This is a genomic window from Shewanella sp. 125m-1, assembly GCF_052977065.1.
In genome coordinates this window covers 1-15,044 of sequence record NZ_JBRILT010000073.1, presented here as the reverse complement: position 1 = coordinate 15,044, position 15,044 = coordinate 1, and the positions used below count along the sequence as shown (strand labels likewise).

Annotated in this window: 12 protein-coding genes; 6 read left to right on the top strand and 6 right to left on the bottom strand. The window is 42.1% G+C overall.

Annotated features, from left to right (window positions below; all coding sequences use genetic code 11):
• Positions 1-137: 137 nt before the first annotated feature.
• From ACVBIK_RS20205 to ACVBIK_RS20190, 4 genes are all read right to left on the bottom strand, one after another.
• Positions 138-1,109: a PstS family phosphate ABC transporter substrate-binding protein gene (locus tag ACVBIK_RS20205; RefSeq protein WP_447160032.1), complete on the bottom strand. Its 972-nt coding sequence runs from the start codon at positions 1,107-1,109 to the stop codon at positions 138-140.
• Between the two features lie 180 nt (positions 1,110-1,289).
• Complete coding sequence (phoR, locus tag ACVBIK_RS20200) at positions 1,290-2,600, bottom strand: phosphate regulon sensor histidine kinase PhoR (protein ID WP_447163644.1); 1,311 nt, start codon at positions 2,598-2,600, stop codon at positions 1,290-1,292.
• 112 nt (positions 2,601-2,712) lie between these two features.
• Positions 2,713-3,402 carry a phosphate regulon transcriptional regulator PhoB gene (gene phoB / locus ACVBIK_RS20195; RefSeq protein WP_447160034.1) on the bottom strand — a complete coding sequence of 230 codons (690 nt, stop codon included), beginning with the start codon at positions 3,400-3,402 and terminating at the stop codon, positions 2,713-2,715.
• A gap of 276 nt (positions 3,403-3,678) precedes the next feature.
• The gene (locus tag ACVBIK_RS20190; protein WP_447160035.1) at positions 3,679-4,629 is read right to left on the bottom strand and encodes a porin; all 951 of its coding nucleotides are present in this window, start codon (positions 4,627-4,629) and stop codon (positions 3,679-3,681) included.
• Between the two features lie 289 nt (positions 4,630-4,918).
• Between ACVBIK_RS20190 and rdgC the strand changes: the two genes are divergently transcribed.
• Positions 4,919-5,830: a recombination-associated protein RdgC gene (rdgC, locus tag ACVBIK_RS20185; protein WP_447160191.1), complete on the top strand. Its 912-nt coding sequence runs from the start codon at positions 4,919-4,921 to the stop codon at positions 5,828-5,830.
• A 99-nt stretch (positions 5,831-5,929) separates the two neighbouring features.
• Here rdgC and ACVBIK_RS20180 read toward each other — a convergent pair whose 3' ends face one another.
• Complete coding sequence (locus tag ACVBIK_RS20180; protein WP_447160036.1) at positions 5,930-7,741, bottom strand: M61 family metallopeptidase; 1,812 nt, start codon at positions 7,739-7,741, stop codon at positions 5,930-5,932.
• A 127-nt stretch (positions 7,742-7,868) separates the two neighbouring features.
• Here ACVBIK_RS20180 and ACVBIK_RS20175 point away from each other — a divergent pair, with 127 nt between their 5' ends.
• The 5 genes from ACVBIK_RS20175 (at position 7,869) to ACVBIK_RS20155 (ending at position 14,468) form a co-directional block, all read left to right on the top strand.
• Positions 7,869-10,046, top strand: coding sequence for a tetratricopeptide repeat protein (locus ACVBIK_RS20175; protein WP_447170374.1), 2,178 nt, complete (start codon positions 7,869-7,871; stop codon positions 10,044-10,046).
• Between the two features lie 119 nt (positions 10,047-10,165).
• Positions 10,166-11,722 (top strand): GGDEF domain-containing protein, encoded by a 1,557-nt coding sequence (locus ACVBIK_RS20170; RefSeq protein ID WP_447170373.1) that lies wholly within the window; start codon positions 10,166-10,168, stop codon positions 11,720-11,722.
• A 79-nt stretch (positions 11,723-11,801) separates the two neighbouring features.
• Positions 11,802-13,154 carry a nucleotide 5'-monophosphate nucleosidase PpnN gene (gene ppnN, locus ACVBIK_RS20165; RefSeq protein WP_447170372.1) on the top strand — a complete coding sequence of 451 codons (1,353 nt, stop codon included), beginning with the start codon at positions 11,802-11,804 and terminating at the stop codon, positions 13,152-13,154.
• A gap of 36 nt (positions 13,155-13,190) precedes the next feature.
• A complete protein-coding gene (gene xni / locus ACVBIK_RS20160; protein WP_447160040.1) occupies positions 13,191-13,949 on the top strand; it encodes a flap endonuclease Xni in 759 nt (252 codons plus the stop codon).
• Positions 13,950-14,081: 132 nt separating this feature from the next.
• Positions 14,082-14,468: a DUF3192 domain-containing protein gene (locus tag ACVBIK_RS20155; RefSeq protein WP_447160041.1), complete on the top strand. Its 387-nt coding sequence runs from the start codon at positions 14,082-14,084 to the stop codon at positions 14,466-14,468.
• A gap of 77 nt (positions 14,469-14,545) precedes the next feature.
• Here the strand turns inward: ACVBIK_RS20155 and ACVBIK_RS20150 are convergent, their stop codons facing one another.
• Entirely contained in the window at positions 14,546-14,767 is a 222-nt protein-coding gene (locus ACVBIK_RS20150; RefSeq protein WP_447160042.1) for a hypothetical protein, read from the bottom strand.
• Positions 14,768-15,044: the final 277 nt, after the last annotated feature.

Below are 15,044 nucleotides of genomic sequence, written 5' to 3'. Positions count from 1 at the left end.
CCCAGAACAGTAAAACCAAGGCCTCAACGGTATGCCAAAAATAAAAATGCCGTTCACCTTAAGTGAACGGCATTACTCTATTTAGAGGCCTTTTCTTTGTTCACTATTCATCGTTTAAGATGAGTGCTAACTCATCATTAAAGACGAATGCCAGCTTTAGCTAAATCTTTTGCGATAACGCTGCGTGGTAGTGCAACATAACCGTCTTTTTCAACAATTTGTTGACCTTGCATCGATAGTACGTAGCGGATGAATTCGCGATCCATTGGCGATAGATCTTTGTTTGGATGCTTGTTCACATATACGTATAGGTAGCGAGACAGTGGATACTTGCCCGTTGCCGCATTGTCTGCAGTAGCTGGGATATAGTTTGTGCCTTTTTTAGAAATCGCAACCGCTTTAACGCCAGCAGTCTTATACCCAATACCCGAGTAACCAATCGCATTAAGTGATTGAGAGACAGACTGCACGACTGAAGCTGAACCTGGCTGCTCGTTTACGTTCGCTTTAAAGTCACCTTTACATAGCGCTTTCTTTTTGAAGTAACCGTAGGTACCAGATACTGAGTTACGACCGTAAAGCTGTATATCTCTCGCCGTCCAGCCGCCATCAAGACCCACTTCACCCCAACGAGTAATATCACCGCCGCCACATTTATCAGTAGAAGAGAAAATACCATCGATCTGCTCAATGCTCAGGCCTTCGATTGGGTTATCTTTATGCACAAATACCGCTAAGGCATCAATTGCTACACGAATAGCCGTTGGCTGGTAGCCATAATGCTTTTCAAATGCTTCAACCTCGTTTGGCTTCATCTTACGGCTCATTGGGCCGAACTGAGAAGTACCTTCCGTTAATGCTGGTGGCGCAGTAGAAGAACCTGCAGCTTGAATTTGAATATTAACGTTTGGATAAAGCTGCTTAAAGTCTTCAGCCCAAAGCGTCATCATGTTCGCTAATGTATCTGAGCCAACAGAAGATAAATTACCTGACACGCCGCTCGTCTTTTCGTAAGTTGGTAAAGACTGGTCGATTTCAGCCATTGATGCTGCAGAAAATACAGTCGCTGCAGTAAAACTTACCGCGCCAACAAGTTGTTTCAGTTTCATTCTTTGCTCCAGTGTTGATATCTTAGTATTTTAAAACGCTGTCAGTATTGACTCCATTGATGACAAGTCTATTACTACTAAGTGACACTTCGATGACAAGCCAAACAAATTTAGACCTATTGATAAAAAAAACAGGCATAAGCCTGTTTTTATATGACATTTATTTTAAAAGCAGCCGCATTATTCGTGATCTGGCACCGTATACTCAATTAAGTTTTGCGGGATCACAAAACTAAAGGTACTGCCCTTACCCAACTGACTGGCAATATTGAGTTCACTTTGGTGATGATGCAGCGCATGCTTGGTGATCGCCAGCCCCAGACCTGTACCACCGCACTGGCTTGAGCGCGCACTATCGACTCGATAAAAACGCTCGGTTAACCGACCAATATGCTGCGGTGCAATCCCCTCGCCATTATCTTTAACACTAAACAAACCACCAATGGCAATCTTGCGCCAGCTTATCTCAATTTTACCACCAGGTTCAGTATAGCGAATCGCATTAGAAATCAGATTCGAGCACACACTCCTGAGCTGTAATTCATTGCCATATACATCAAGCCCAGGCTCACAATAAAAACTAATGTCATACTGCTCTTGCGCCAAGGCTAAGGCTTCATCACGCAAGATATCTATCATCTGCGACATACTAACCTTAACCTCTAAATTCACATCGCTGGCATCTTCAATTCTTGATAATGCCAGCAGCTGCTCAACCATAGAGCGCATTCGCGTTGTTTGCTGCTGCATCAGCTCCATCGCCCTGACATTCGGCGAATCTGGTTCTGCCATAGACTGCATCATTTCCAAGTAGCCTTGCAGCACTGTTAATGGCGTTTTTAGCTCATGAGATACATTGGCGACAAACTCTTTACGCATCCCCTCGAGCTGACGAACTCGGGAAATGTCACGGGCAATCAATAACAGTTGACCTGCACCATAGCCCATAATCCGGATTTCAAGAATATGCCCTTCAGACTGAGGCGACGCTAACTCTAACGGCTCTTGGTATTCATTATTTTTAAGATAAGCGGAAAAATCCGGATGACGAATAAGATTATCGATCCGCTGCCCATTATCTTGTGGCCATACAAAACCTAACAGCAATTGCGCCAGTTTATTACACCACAAAATATTATGTTCAGAGTCTAATACAACTGCTGCGTCAGGTAGTGCTTCGGCACCTTGCCTGAAACGTCCAAGTAAAAACGCAAGCTGTGACACTCGTTTACGATTTTTTCCTTGTAAGCGATAGATACCATTAAATACCCCTTCCCAACTGCCACTGCCATTTGGGGGGGTAAGACGGCGATCATGCCATAGCCAAAAATTTAAACGAGATAATTGGCGATAATGCCAAATTAACAGAGAAATCGATCCGAATAACAAAATCCAAATCACTTCACCGACAAGCAAACCGACCAACAAACACAAAGCCAGATAAATCACCAATCGGGAAACTAAACGGTACCCAGAATATGAATCAAACATGTGTTACCAATATAACGACCATATGGGAGGACTCGGCACAAGATAGCGTAAAATCAACCTTGTGCCTATGGGGTATAATACCAATCACATATTTAGTACGATTGATATAAAACTAGAGTCTGGTAGAGAAACGATAACCAGCACCGCGAACGGTCTGAATAAGGCGATCGTGACCTGATTGAGTTACCGCTTTTCTTAAGCGTCTAATATGTACGTCAACAGTTCTATCTTCAACATACACGTTAGTCCCCCAAACATTATCGAGTAGTTGCTCACGGCTATACACGCGTTCTTGGTGGGTCATAAAGAAATGCAATAATCTAAATTCTGTGGGTCCCATATCAAGCACGTCTTCACCGACAGTGACGCGGTGACTAACAGGATCCAATTGCAGGCCTTGAACATCGATAGGATCTTCTAGGCAAGTAGGCGCACTACGGCGCATTACAGCTTTAATCCGTGCCACTAGCTCTTTAGGTGAAAAAGGTTTAGTAATAAAGTCGTCGGCGCCGACTTCCAGGCCACGTACCTTATCTTCCTCTTCGCCACGCGCAGTCAACATGATAATAGGAATATGACGAGTGAATTCGTCTTGGCGTAAGCGCTTCGCTAACTGAATACCGCTACCACCAGGGAACATCCAATCGAGCAATACGAGATCCGGGTAAGGCTCAGTTAACATATCGAGTGCAGAGTCATAATCCTCAGCAGCGACAGTGGTATAACCATGCTGTTCCAAAACAAAAGTTAACATCTCACGGATGGCTAACTCATCTTCAACTATCAAAATCCTTGCAGTCATAATCGATCTTCTATCAGTGAATTTCTACGATGCTATTATTGGTCACTTTTGTGACATTAATATTAAACACCGAGATATTTTGCCATATTAAACGATATTTTTGTCATAAATATTACTTTCCGCTTATACCAAGTTTCCATTAGCTAGCAGTGTATTTATTTATGTACAGATGCCGCTAGTCTATAGCCGAAAGCAAACATAAAATATGCCATTAAACAGCATACTTAAGCCCAGATCAAAAAAGGGGCCTAAGCCCCCTTTTAATAAAGTTTCAGCTTAGAACTTGTGTTCTAGACCAATACCTACGTAGTTGTCGTCGTTTGAAACCTTCTCATATGAGCGACTGGTGTAGAACGCGAATAACTTAGTTGGCTTACCTAACTTATAATCGCCACCAACTGACCAAGAATCACCCTTATCTTCCATGTCTTGATACTGCGCTTTTAATACAATCGCTTCAATTTGGTAAGCTGCACTTAACAGGTAACCTGATTTGCTTTTTGCACCAACGGTTGCCGTGCCGTCAATTTCATACGTCTCTTCTTGCTGCTGGTACATACCACCTAGCTTAAGCCCAGCAATTTTACCTTGAACCGTTGCACGTACAACTTCATAACCTTTTACGTCTGCATCATAGGCAACAGAAGCAAAGATTGGTGAGTTCTTCAGCTTGGCATCACCGTACATAGCTGCAACACTGTATCCATCTTGTCCGTATTGCGAGCCTGCACCGTCAGCAGCATATGTCACACCGACTTTGAAACCACTAAATGAAGGCGTTACATAAGTTGCTGTTTGTTCAATACGGTTTTCACCTTTAAACAAGTTTTTCAAGTCACCAGATAGGTCATTGAACTGGTCAACTTTACCTTGTGAAATCTTAAGCATGGTATCGTTACGACCTACAGAGAATGCACCGAAATTACCTTTAAGACCAACAAACTGGTTACGCGCTTCAAAGTTATTTTTACTTGAGTCACCCGTATCAACTTCATATTCAATCGTGTAAAACGCTTCAAGAGAGTTGCTTAGTTCAAAAGCACCTTTAACACCAAAACGAGAAGCATTAGATTGAATCGTCGTTGTTGATTCATCATTTACATCGTTTGACTGTGCAGTCACATTTAGCTTGCCGTAAACCGTAAGAGGGTCCGCAGCATAAGCAGAAGAAAGTGTTGCAGTAGCAAGAGCTGAAGCCAGTAGAGTTTTACAGAAAACGTTCATCATTTAATCCTTTTGACGTTATTCGTCTTAGTTATTGGTTCGGACGAGCGCCATAATGAAGATGATTTGTTGCATTTTTATTTCAGCAAAGAGTGAATAAAGACATATTTATTAAATCTTGAGCGACTGAGATCCGCTAACCCAGAGCTAGCGTGCCTTTTAGCCAAAGTGTAAGAAATGTGACACTTTAATGAAATGTCGCATAATGAGGATCCAAGATGGCAATGAGGCGGTTTACCCGAACCGGACAATGCCTTACACTGCGGCTTTAATTTTGATTGAGCACTTATCTATGTGGTTTAAAAATCTAACTGTATACCGCTTTAACAAGCCTTTCTCTGTTGACCCTGATTCACTAGAAAAATCACTGGAAGACTTCACTTTCTCTCCTTGCTCAAGCCAAGACATCAGTAAATTTGGATTCTCTAAGGCCATGGGCAAGCATGGCGAAACTTTGATCCACACCGCTGGCGACAGACACCTAATCTGCGCGACTAAAGAAGAAAAGATTTTACCGTCTCAAGTAATCAAAGAAGCACTTGAAGAAAAAGTCAGTCAAATTGAGGCTGAAGAAAACCGTAAACTCGCTAAGAAAGAAAAAGACGCACTTAAAGATGAGATCACCACGACCTTATTACCACGTGCTTTTTCTCGTCGTAGCCAAATTCGTGCATTGATTTTACCTGAAATTCAAATGGTGCTCGTTGACAGCTCTAGTGCAGCTAAGTCTGAAGAACTAATGGCTTTATTGCGTAAAGCAATTGGCACGCTACCTATTATTCCAATCAGCTTTAAGACGCCAATTGAAACTCAGCTAACTGAATGGCTAAAAGAAGGCAAAACACCACCCGCCTTTGAAATGCAAGATGAAGCTGAGCTTAAGAGCGATTCTGACGAAGGCGGTATCGTTCGATTTAAGCAGCAAGACTTAAGCGAAAACGAAGTACTGGCACATATTGAAGTCGGTAAGCAAGTGCATAAGTTAGCACTGCATTTTGGTCAATCAATTGCGTTTGTATTGCAGTCCGATGCCGCGATTAAGCGCCTTAAGTTCTCTGAAGAGTTTAGAGCTGATAACGACGACCTAGGCAACGACGACCCGATGGCAAGACTTGATGCTGACTTTGCATTAATGAGCAGCGAGCTTATCGCGCTTATCAATGCGGTTGTTGAGGCGCTTGGTGGCCTAGAAGACAGTATCTAATAACGCTTGCTATTACCCAATAAAAAGGCGCCAAATGGCGCCTTTTTCGTTGAGACTATTTAATCTGTTTTATGACGACTCGGTCAGACTCGGTCAGTTTTAGTCCGATTTAGTCGCTTTTAGCTGGCCATCTGCATCGAAGGGCCAATCAACACCTAACCACGCCTTAAAGAAGGCTTTTTGTGAGCGGCTTGGCTTATCAACACTGGTAATGACCAGCTTGCCACTTTGCTTGTCACCCAGTTTAAGCTCGACATCTTTTAGTCTGTCATTACTAAATAGCGTCACTTTTATCGTGTCACCCGCACTGAAGTCTTTAATGCGCGACTCAAAACCCGCCGCGGTAACCTTAAGGCCGTTAACCGCAACGACCTCGTCGCCAAGCACGATGCCGGCATTCCATGCTGGGCCATTGCGGAGCACTTGTGATAACACCAAGGAATTTGACGCTAACGTAACGCCAGTAAAAGGCTCTACTTTGGCATCTTTACCATAGCTAGTTTTCAATCCCGCTAGACCCAGTAAGCGATCAAAGTCTAAGCTTACTGGCGAGTTAACATACTCCTGCCACCAGCTTTCATAACTGGTTCCTGCAACGCTATTTAAAATCTGCTTCACATCACTAATGGTGTAACCCACAGGAAGACGATACTCATTGTAGAGTTTACGGTGCACATCGCGATATGAACGTTTAAGTTTGGTTTCTTCAAGTAAAGAAAAATCTAACGCTAATGACGTTAAGTAGCCTTCTGAGTAGATGTTCGTGCTGTGATTAACCGCGTAATCTCCACCACTACTTGCCCACTGATTAGCACTCGCTTCGGCAATTGATTGCACTTCTCTGCCCGGAGTCTGCTCACTTTGTGCCACTCGCTTTGCTAAGTCTTCGAGAAACTCTTTTGGCGTCATCACCCCTGCGCGCAGTAATAATTGACTTTGGAAGTAACTCGTAGAGCCTTCTGCAATCCACAATAGTTCAGTGATCCCTTCATCTTGATAGTTGTATGGCACCAATCCATCAGGACGATACGCTTTGACGTTCCAGGTATGAATAAACTCATGTGAGGCCGTTTTGATAAAGCCTAAGTAGTCTTTACGCTCTCGATAGCTAAAACGTGGACGCTGAATAATGGTCGAATTTAAATGCTCTGTTGCCCCGCGAGCGCCACTGGTAGCGTGTACCATATAGACATAGCGTTCAAACGGATAATCATCCCAAATGACCTCTGCCTGACCGCTAAGCTTGCTCAAGTCTGTGACCATTTGGTCAATGTTATAATTGCCCTCTCCCCAAACCACTAATTCATAATCCCGACCATCTGCACTAAACTCTCGATGCTCACTGATCCCCGTCTCTATTGGCGAATCAACTAAGATATCGTAATTATTAGCAGTGAAGGTATGCGCGTTATTGCCGCTATCCATCCCCGAGTAACTATTCCAATCACTAGGTACATTAAGCGAGACCGTTAGAGGCTCATGCTTAAATTCAGGGCTATAAACAAAGGTACCGCTGGCATCTAAAAAAGCATGGCTTGCATCGATATGGTTGACTCGTTGCCCCAATTTGTTGGCATAAAGCTGATAATTGACCGTTACACTCGTGGGTTCACTTAAGGCTATTGTCCACTCACCGCTTGCGGTTCTCGTCCAAGGTAGCACTGAGCCCGTATCATCGGTTGCAGTAAAAGTTCTCACTGCATCGGCCAATGGCAATACTTGATATTTACCCGTGCGCCATACAGGCAGGTTAACCACTAAAGCCTTTGACTGAGTTTCAGGAAAGACGACGGTTACTTTTGCTAAGTGATGTTCGGGGCTCGTTAAGTCGATCTGGTAGTTTACGTCGGCAATGGCATGAGTACAGGCTAAAGCACCAAAAGTTAAGATTAAGGGAACTACAGGTTTCACTCTCGCGTCCTTCTGTTATTATTGTTTTCATTGAGTCGGCAAAATATAACATAAGACTTAATTAGGCCAAAGAATAACAAAAATCAGGCGCTTAATTTAACGATTAAGTACAAGGACTGGCATGTTAATGCGTATTTTCATCACCCTATTATCGTTCACACTTTCATCATTTTGTGCCAGCCATGTTTATGCTGCGCCAAGAGATGAGCTTTTAACGGAAGTGCAGTTAAGGGAAGCACCTAAAGTACTTGAGCAATCCTTAGCAAAAACGCTACCGGCATTACCCAATTTCACTTCTGCACAAGCGTTTAGCCTATTTAGTCAACAGATGCGCCTCTCAAGCGAAGAATTAAAGCGCGACATTCAGCTATCGGCTCGCTTAAAGATGGCGCTTTATAACAAAGATAAAAACCGTTATATCGCAGCGAAACGGCTCATAGAGCAACTTAAACATATCAGCGACAGCCCATTTGATAAAAGCTACTTGCTCATGCTCAAAGGGCGTTATGCTGGAAGAAGCCAACAAGACTACGCCAGCGCTATCGAGCATTATCAACAAGCGGTGCCCTTGATAGAGCATTCAAACAACCTGGCCGAGCAAGTACTGCTATATACCTTGCAAGAAGATCTCAGTGTTATGCACATGATATTGCGTAAAGAGGCGATTGCACTGCAGCACTTAAGAAAGCTCTCAGCTACTGCAAAGCTGCTCAATAATAATTACCTCATCGCCCAAACTGAATCGATATTAGGTAAGTATTTTTATAAACAAAATCAATTAGGCAAGTCGCTTTCTCATTACACTGAAGCGGTAAAGTATACCCGTGGCGGAGAGCACTCTTCTCTTAACGCCCATATTGAACTTCAACTTGCGAGGGTTTATCGCGATCTAGAATCTTGGGATGAGGCACTCACATCGGCCCACAACGCCGCCGAATCTTTTAGCAAGCTAGGTAACGAAAACTATGTTTCATCATCAATGACGGTCATCGCGATGATTTATGCCCGCCAAGGGCAGTGGTACAAAGCGATTGATTACCACTTAAATGCACAACAGATTGAATCTAAACTCGGCAATTATATTGGTCTAGGCCTCAACTTACATAACCTAGGTGAGGCCTACTTTAAGATAGGCGACTTAAAAAGCTCACTGACTAACCTTGAGCGAGCCAATAAGATTTTCACTTCCAAAAAGAGTGATCACTATTTAGTTTATAACAACCTCTTGATTGCAGAAGTGACAGCAAGCACTGGCGAGTGGCAAAAGTCTCTTAATTACGCAAAAAAAGCGGCTCAAATCGCCAAGGCGAAACAGCTTAATAACGAGTTAAAGCAAGCATTAACCAGACAAATTGATGCACTAGAAAAGCTTGGCCACTATGAAGATGCCTATAACAACGTTTTAATACTTAACCAACTCGATAGCAAATCTGAGCTGCAATCGAGTGAATTTGATCTGCAACAGTCGCAAATCATTGAGCAAAAACTTAAGCTCAATTTAAGTCAGAGCCAAAATGCGTTACAGTCAAAAAGTGATCAGCTCTATGTCGCTCGCTTAGTTAGCCTATTCTGCATCTTTGCCCTTTGCCTAATGCTGTTGTTATTAATCAAGCAATGGCGACTTAAAAGCAAGTTCAGTGTGGTCAACGCTAACCTGGCTCAAGCTCAGCGACTCGAACCATTTACAAAGCTTCCAGGCTATTTAGCTTTTAAGCTAGATTATGCCGCGCAGCACAATAAGCCCATAAAAACACTGGCTCTGATTTCACTTTCTGATCAACTAAACTCTGATTTGATTCAAGGTTATCAGTGTAATACTGATATGAATAAACAGCAGTTACTCGCTATTACAACTAGCCTAAAGTGCCAGTCTTACATTATCCGGCCAGGATTATTTTTAATCAGTTTTGATTCAACCATAGAACCCAATAGCCTACTAACAACACTTAGAAGCGTTATTAATGACAATTTTGGTGAGACCAGTCTTCATATGGGGATATTGCACCTACCGCTTCTAGGTGATTTAGCTATCAAACTGACCGCTGGACAACACTTTGGCAGCCTACAGATGATGTTATCTGCCGCCAAAACATTAGGCAGTGAGAAAGACTATTTTGTCACAATGAAAGCACTCAATTTTGCTTCAGCTGGAATATTTAACAAGCCACTTTACCTTAATATCGAAAAAAGCATTGTTCGTGGCATAATTAAAGTTGAAACCAATGGTAATAAAGAAGAGATCATTTGGCCAAGATGGAAGAGTCATCAAAATATCGATATCAATGATGACAAAGTAGCCATATAAGCATTTAAAGTTCGGCATTGGCCGATGTTAATTTCTCTTTTTAAAGACTACTGGTAAGATAAGTGCTTAAATTTAAGATTCATTTTTAGCTTGCGTAATTTATAGGAACCAAAATAAGCATGAAGGATGCCGCCATAAGTACGTCTCAATTAAGTCTGTTACAGCAGAAGCTCTTTGCTGCTAGACAGGCGTTAGATGAGATGAGCGAAGAGCAAAATGAAAAGCTGAACATCCTCATACAATTTATTGTTCAATTAAGCCTTGCCTGTAAAGGTCAAAATTTAGAGCTTGATAACAAACTTGCCAAGTTGCGCCACAAGTTAACCAAATTTAGTCAATTCGAAGACTCAATTTCAGATCTCAATGAAGCAGACTCCATCCTTAAACAGCAATATACCCGAGTGATGCTGCAGCTCGAAGACAGTCGCCAATCATTAGCCACTATGGTGAGCCAAATTCAGCGAGTTGAATCTCTACCGAGTAAATTAAAGCTAGAGATTTCTTACTTCAAAAAAGATCTGCTTAAGCCATTCCATACCTATTGGGATTACATTCCAAAAGTAGAAAAAGTGGTTAACTTTTATGATGAAATCTTAAAAGAAAAACTAAGTTTTGGGGATCAGTTTGAAATTTTGCCTCGTCATAGGCAAGCAGCTCATGAGCTTGCACAACTGCTGTCAGAAATTGAATTTAGAAAAGAGCAGCGAGAGCAAGTCTCTCAAATTAAGCGCTCATTAACTGAAGAGTTTGAACTCGATACCTTACTTGATGCTTACCAAGTTGTACTTGGTCTTCTACTCGATAATATTGCGAGAGAAAAAACCGCCTCGCAAGAGTTTCTATACATACTCAATAATGCACTGAGCAATGTTCAAGAGGTGGTCACTGATTCATATAGTCACTCAGTAAAGAGTTTTCAAGTCACAAAGCAGCTTAATCGCGATATCAACTTTCAAGTCGATAATGTGGGAGAGGCGGTAATTGAAGTTGATAATATTGATGAACTGAAAAATCAGGTAACCCTTCACCTGTCTTCTTTACGCAAGTCTCTGTCTCGTAAAGAACAGCTTGAAAATAGAGAACAAGCCCAGCTAAAGCAGTCAGTTGAAGCATTGCGTCAAGAGCTCAAACTGCTTGGGAAAGAAACTGAATCATATAAAGAGCGCTTATTCGAGCAGCAAAAACTAAACCTGTTAGACTCATTAACCCAACTGCCGAATCGCAGTGCGTTAGAAGAACGTATGGATATTGAGTATCGCAACTATAAGCGCACTAAACAGCCATTATGGGTTGCTGTTGCCGATATTGATCATTTCAAAACCATCAACGATAGCTTTGGTCACAGCACTGGTGATAAAACATTGCAAGTTATTGCTATGGCACTAAAAAATGCTCTAAGAGAATCTGAATTTGTCGCTCGATATGGTGGCGAAGAGTTTGTGCTTTTACTGCCCGATATTGCCGAAAGTGATATTCAACCTTTACTAAATCGAGTGAGAGAAAAAGTAAAAAGTATTCCATTTAAGTTTAAAAATCAGAGAATTACGGTTACAGTATCTATAGGCGCTGCACAAATTATTGAAAATGAGCTCATAACAGAAACATTCGATCGAGCTGACGCAGCGCTATATAAAGCCAAAAACGAAAGCAGAGATAGAGTCATTATCGACTTCTAAGCACATCCCCTTGTGATAACGCCCGTTATCACATTTGCCTTGGTGGGACAGCTTGCCTATCACTGCTCAAGGAGTTGCTATGATTGTAAAAATTAGTCCTCGTGGAAGCCTAGATCAACTGTCACAACTGGAAGTTGATCGATTAAAACAAAACGCAAAGAGTGAACTTTATCAGCTTTACCGTAGCTGTTCACTCGCCGTTCTCGCATCAGGCCTACAAAGTGATAATGCCGAAGGCCTCTTCACCCAATTTAGTGATTTTAATATCAGTGTCCTACGCCGTGAGCGCGGCATTAAGATTGAACTGATCAATCCGCCAGAAGAAGCCTTTGTTGACGGTGAAATTATTGCGGGGATCCAAGAACACCTGTTTTCGGTACTCAGAGATATCGTGTATATCAATGACAAATACGAGAACCTCAAGCACATCAATCTCACCAATGCTAATCACATCACTAACGTGGTCTTTGATATCCTACGTAATGCCCGCTCAATGCCGATGTTGGATCCCAATGTCGTTGTCTGTTGGGGTGGTCACAGTATCAACCCTATTGAATTCCAATATACTCGTGAAGTGGGTTATGAATTAGGTCTACGTAAACTCGATATTTGTACCGGTTGTGGTCCTGGCGCAATGGAAGGACCTATGAAAGGTGCGGCGATTGGCCACGCTAAGCAACGAATTAATCACGCCCGCTATATTGGTCTAACAGAGCCGAGTATTATTGCTGCAGAGCCACCGAATCAGATTGTAAATGAGTTGGTGATCTTGCCCGATATTGAAAAGCGTCTAGAGGCGTTTGTTCGCTTAGGTCACGGAATTATTATTTTCCCAGGCGGTGCCGGTACAGCCGAAGAGTTACTCTACCTGTTAGGTATTTTGCTTAATAAAGATAATCAAGATATTCCCTTTCCATTAGTCCTCACAGGGCCTAAAGAAAGTGAAGAGTATTTTCTACGTATCGATGAGTTTATTGGCGCGACCTTAGGTGCTGAAGCTCAAAGTAGGTACCAGATTGTGATTGATGATCCAGTAAAAGTGGCTCGCATTCAAAAACAGGCAATGGAAGAGATTAAAACCTTCCGCAGAGAAAATGGTGACTCATATCAATATCAGTGGTCGTTAAAAATAGAACCTGAATTCCAGCTACCATTTGAGCCGACTCATGAGGTAATGAGTAACCTAGATCTACACTTTCAAGCCAATAAAGCCGAGCTCGCTGCAAACCTTAGAAAAGCATTCTCAGGTATCGTAGCTGGTAATGTTAAAATGGACACCATTAAAGCTATCGAAGCCAATGGGCCCTTTGAGCTTAAAGGAGATCCCAAGCTTATGGCACTAATGGATGACCTATTGAGCGCTTTTGTATCACAGCAGCGTATGAAACTACCAGGAAGCGCTTACGTTCCCTGCTACAAAGTCATTAAATAACCACTTAACTAAGAAAATTAGAAATAAAGCGAATAGATGAATAAATTTCTTATTATAGATGGCATGAACTTAGTGCGGCGCATTCACGCCGCACAGCCAAATGAATCCGATATCACAGGGCTTAAAGAACGAGTCAATGGTGCATGTCGTAAACTACTTAAGTTCCATCAGCCCAGTCATGCCGCTATCGTTTGGGATGGTGATGCCATTTCATGGCGTAAAGCCCTATATGAAGACTATAAGAAAGGCCGTAAACCTATGCCAGAAGCGCTGGCTAATGGTCTTAACGATCTCAAAGCCTATCTTGCAGAGCATCAACTTAACTCTATCAATGCAGACTCTGAAGCTGATGATGTCATCGCAACCTTGGCGACTAAACTGAGTAGCATGAATGGCGAAGCAATTATCGTCTCGACCGACAAAGGTTTTAGTCAGTTAAGCCACCCTAGTATCAAGCGCTGGGATCATTTTAATCAAGACTATTTAACTATCGAAGAGATGGAGAAAAAGTTGGGGGTTGAACGTGCTCAGTTTATCGATTATTTAGCGCTTGCGGGTGATAGCGGCAATAAAATTCCTGGCGTTCCGGGCATTGGCCCTAAGTCAGCCGTTGAGTTACTCAAAATTTTTAGATCCTTAGCTAATATTTACAGCTCCATCGATAAAGTGGGGTCTAAACAAGCCAAAAAACTTGAACAAGGCAAACAGATGGCGCGCCTAAGCTATAAATTGGTTCAACTGCAAACTGAACTACCTTTGAATGTCAATTTAAAGCAGTTTAGAATTGAACCATAAAACCAATCAGTATAAACAGTAGCCCGCACTTACAATTGTTAACACAAAGTTGCTCACACAGCATTTACCTAGCGGCATTCAAGTAGTACCTTAACGCTACAGAAAGAATTATGTGAAGGAAGCACTACTAGGATGAAATCTAAACTCCCAGTCATTGTCATCAGTATCTTTGTGGCTTATGTCGCCTTTGTCGCCGTGATTATGGTCTCGTATGATCCCAGTCCAGATGAAATGGATTGGGAAGATAGGCAAGCCTACAATAAAGCGCTGATGAATGAAGTGATTATTGGCCAAACTATCGAAGAAATTAAAACCTTGTTCGGAAAAGCTGATTTTACTGAAGCCAAAATATCTGACGAGCAGAGCTTACAAGTACTCTTTTACCGTACTCATCATAAGACCTCAGATGGTGAAACATCCAAAGAGGAGTGCACTCCTTTACTCTTCAAACAGGGTAAGCTTATAGCCTGGGGAGAAGATACCTATAATCAGTATTTGGCAAGCTCGATAGACAGTTAAGCGCTACAAAACTAAAAAGCAGCGAAAGTTATCGCTGCTTTTTAGTGCTCAACTTATACAATAATAAAAGCTGATAATTACTGGCTCTCTTTCTCCAGCTGTTGATTCGCCTTTTTTTCCGCTTCCTCTCGTTGCTTAAGCTGTTGCAATAATCGTTGTTGTTCTGATTGCTTAATCTTGCTTGATTGCTTTTTAGCTTCCCATTCCGGCTCGCCTTCTAATGGTGCTTTGGCACTCACCGATAACGGTAAAGCCAATACCAATACACTCATTAAGCACATACTTTGTAGCTTGTTCATTTACGATCCTTGTTGATGAGTTTTGCTTAGGTTGCCACTAGATTATTACCAGATGATGATTACCTCAATAATGAGGTAACCATGACAATCTGATGACAAATAGCCAATAGCCAAATACAGTCTGACATTCATTGCCCAGCTGCTAACTCAGAGCTAATTACCAAACTATTTCCAAACTATTACCAAAACTATTACCAAAACGGCTCTTCTCCGCTTAAGTGAGTCTATTTATATCAAAGATCATAAATAACATTATCATTTGCAACACTTTCTTATC

What these genes read in the sequence shown, in the direction of transcription:
- ACVBIK_RS20190 (WP_447160035.1), bottom strand. Translation starts at nt 4,629, where the DNA reads ATGATGAACGTTTTCTGTAAAACTCTACTGGCTTCAGCTCTTGCTACT.
- xni (WP_447160040.1), top strand. Translation starts at nt 13,191, where the DNA reads ATGAATAAATTTCTTATTATAGATGGCATGAACTTAGTGCGGCGCATT.
- ACVBIK_RS20150 (WP_447160042.1), bottom strand. Translation starts at nt 14,767, where the DNA reads ATGAACAAGCTACAAAGTATGTGCTTAATGAGTGTATTGGTATTGGCT.
- ACVBIK_RS20175 (WP_447170374.1), top strand. Translation starts at nt 7,869, where the DNA reads ATGCGTATTTTCATCACCCTATTATCGTTCACACTTTCATCATTTTGT.
- phoR (WP_447163644.1), bottom strand. Translation starts at nt 2,600, where the DNA reads ATGTTTGATTCATATTCTGGGTACCGTTTAGTTTCCCGATTGGTGATT.
- ppnN (WP_447170372.1), top strand. Translation starts at nt 11,802, where the DNA reads ATGATTGTAAAAATTAGTCCTCGTGGAAGCCTAGATCAACTGTCACAA.
- ACVBIK_RS20205 (WP_447160032.1), bottom strand. Translation starts at nt 1,109, where the DNA reads ATGAAACTGAAACAACTTGTTGGCGCGGTAAGTTTTACTGCAGCGACT.
- ACVBIK_RS20170 (WP_447170373.1), top strand. Translation starts at nt 10,166, where the DNA reads ATGAAGGATGCCGCCATAAGTACGTCTCAATTAAGTCTGTTACAGCAG.
- phoB (WP_447160034.1), bottom strand. Translation starts at nt 3,402, where the DNA reads ATGACTGCAAGGATTTTGATAGTTGAAGATGAGTTAGCCATCCGTGAG.
- ACVBIK_RS20155 (WP_447160041.1), top strand. Translation starts at nt 14,082, where the DNA reads ATGAAATCTAAACTCCCAGTCATTGTCATCAGTATCTTTGTGGCTTAT.
- rdgC (WP_447160191.1), top strand. Translation starts at nt 4,919, where the DNA reads ATGTGGTTTAAAAATCTAACTGTATACCGCTTTAACAAGCCTTTCTCT.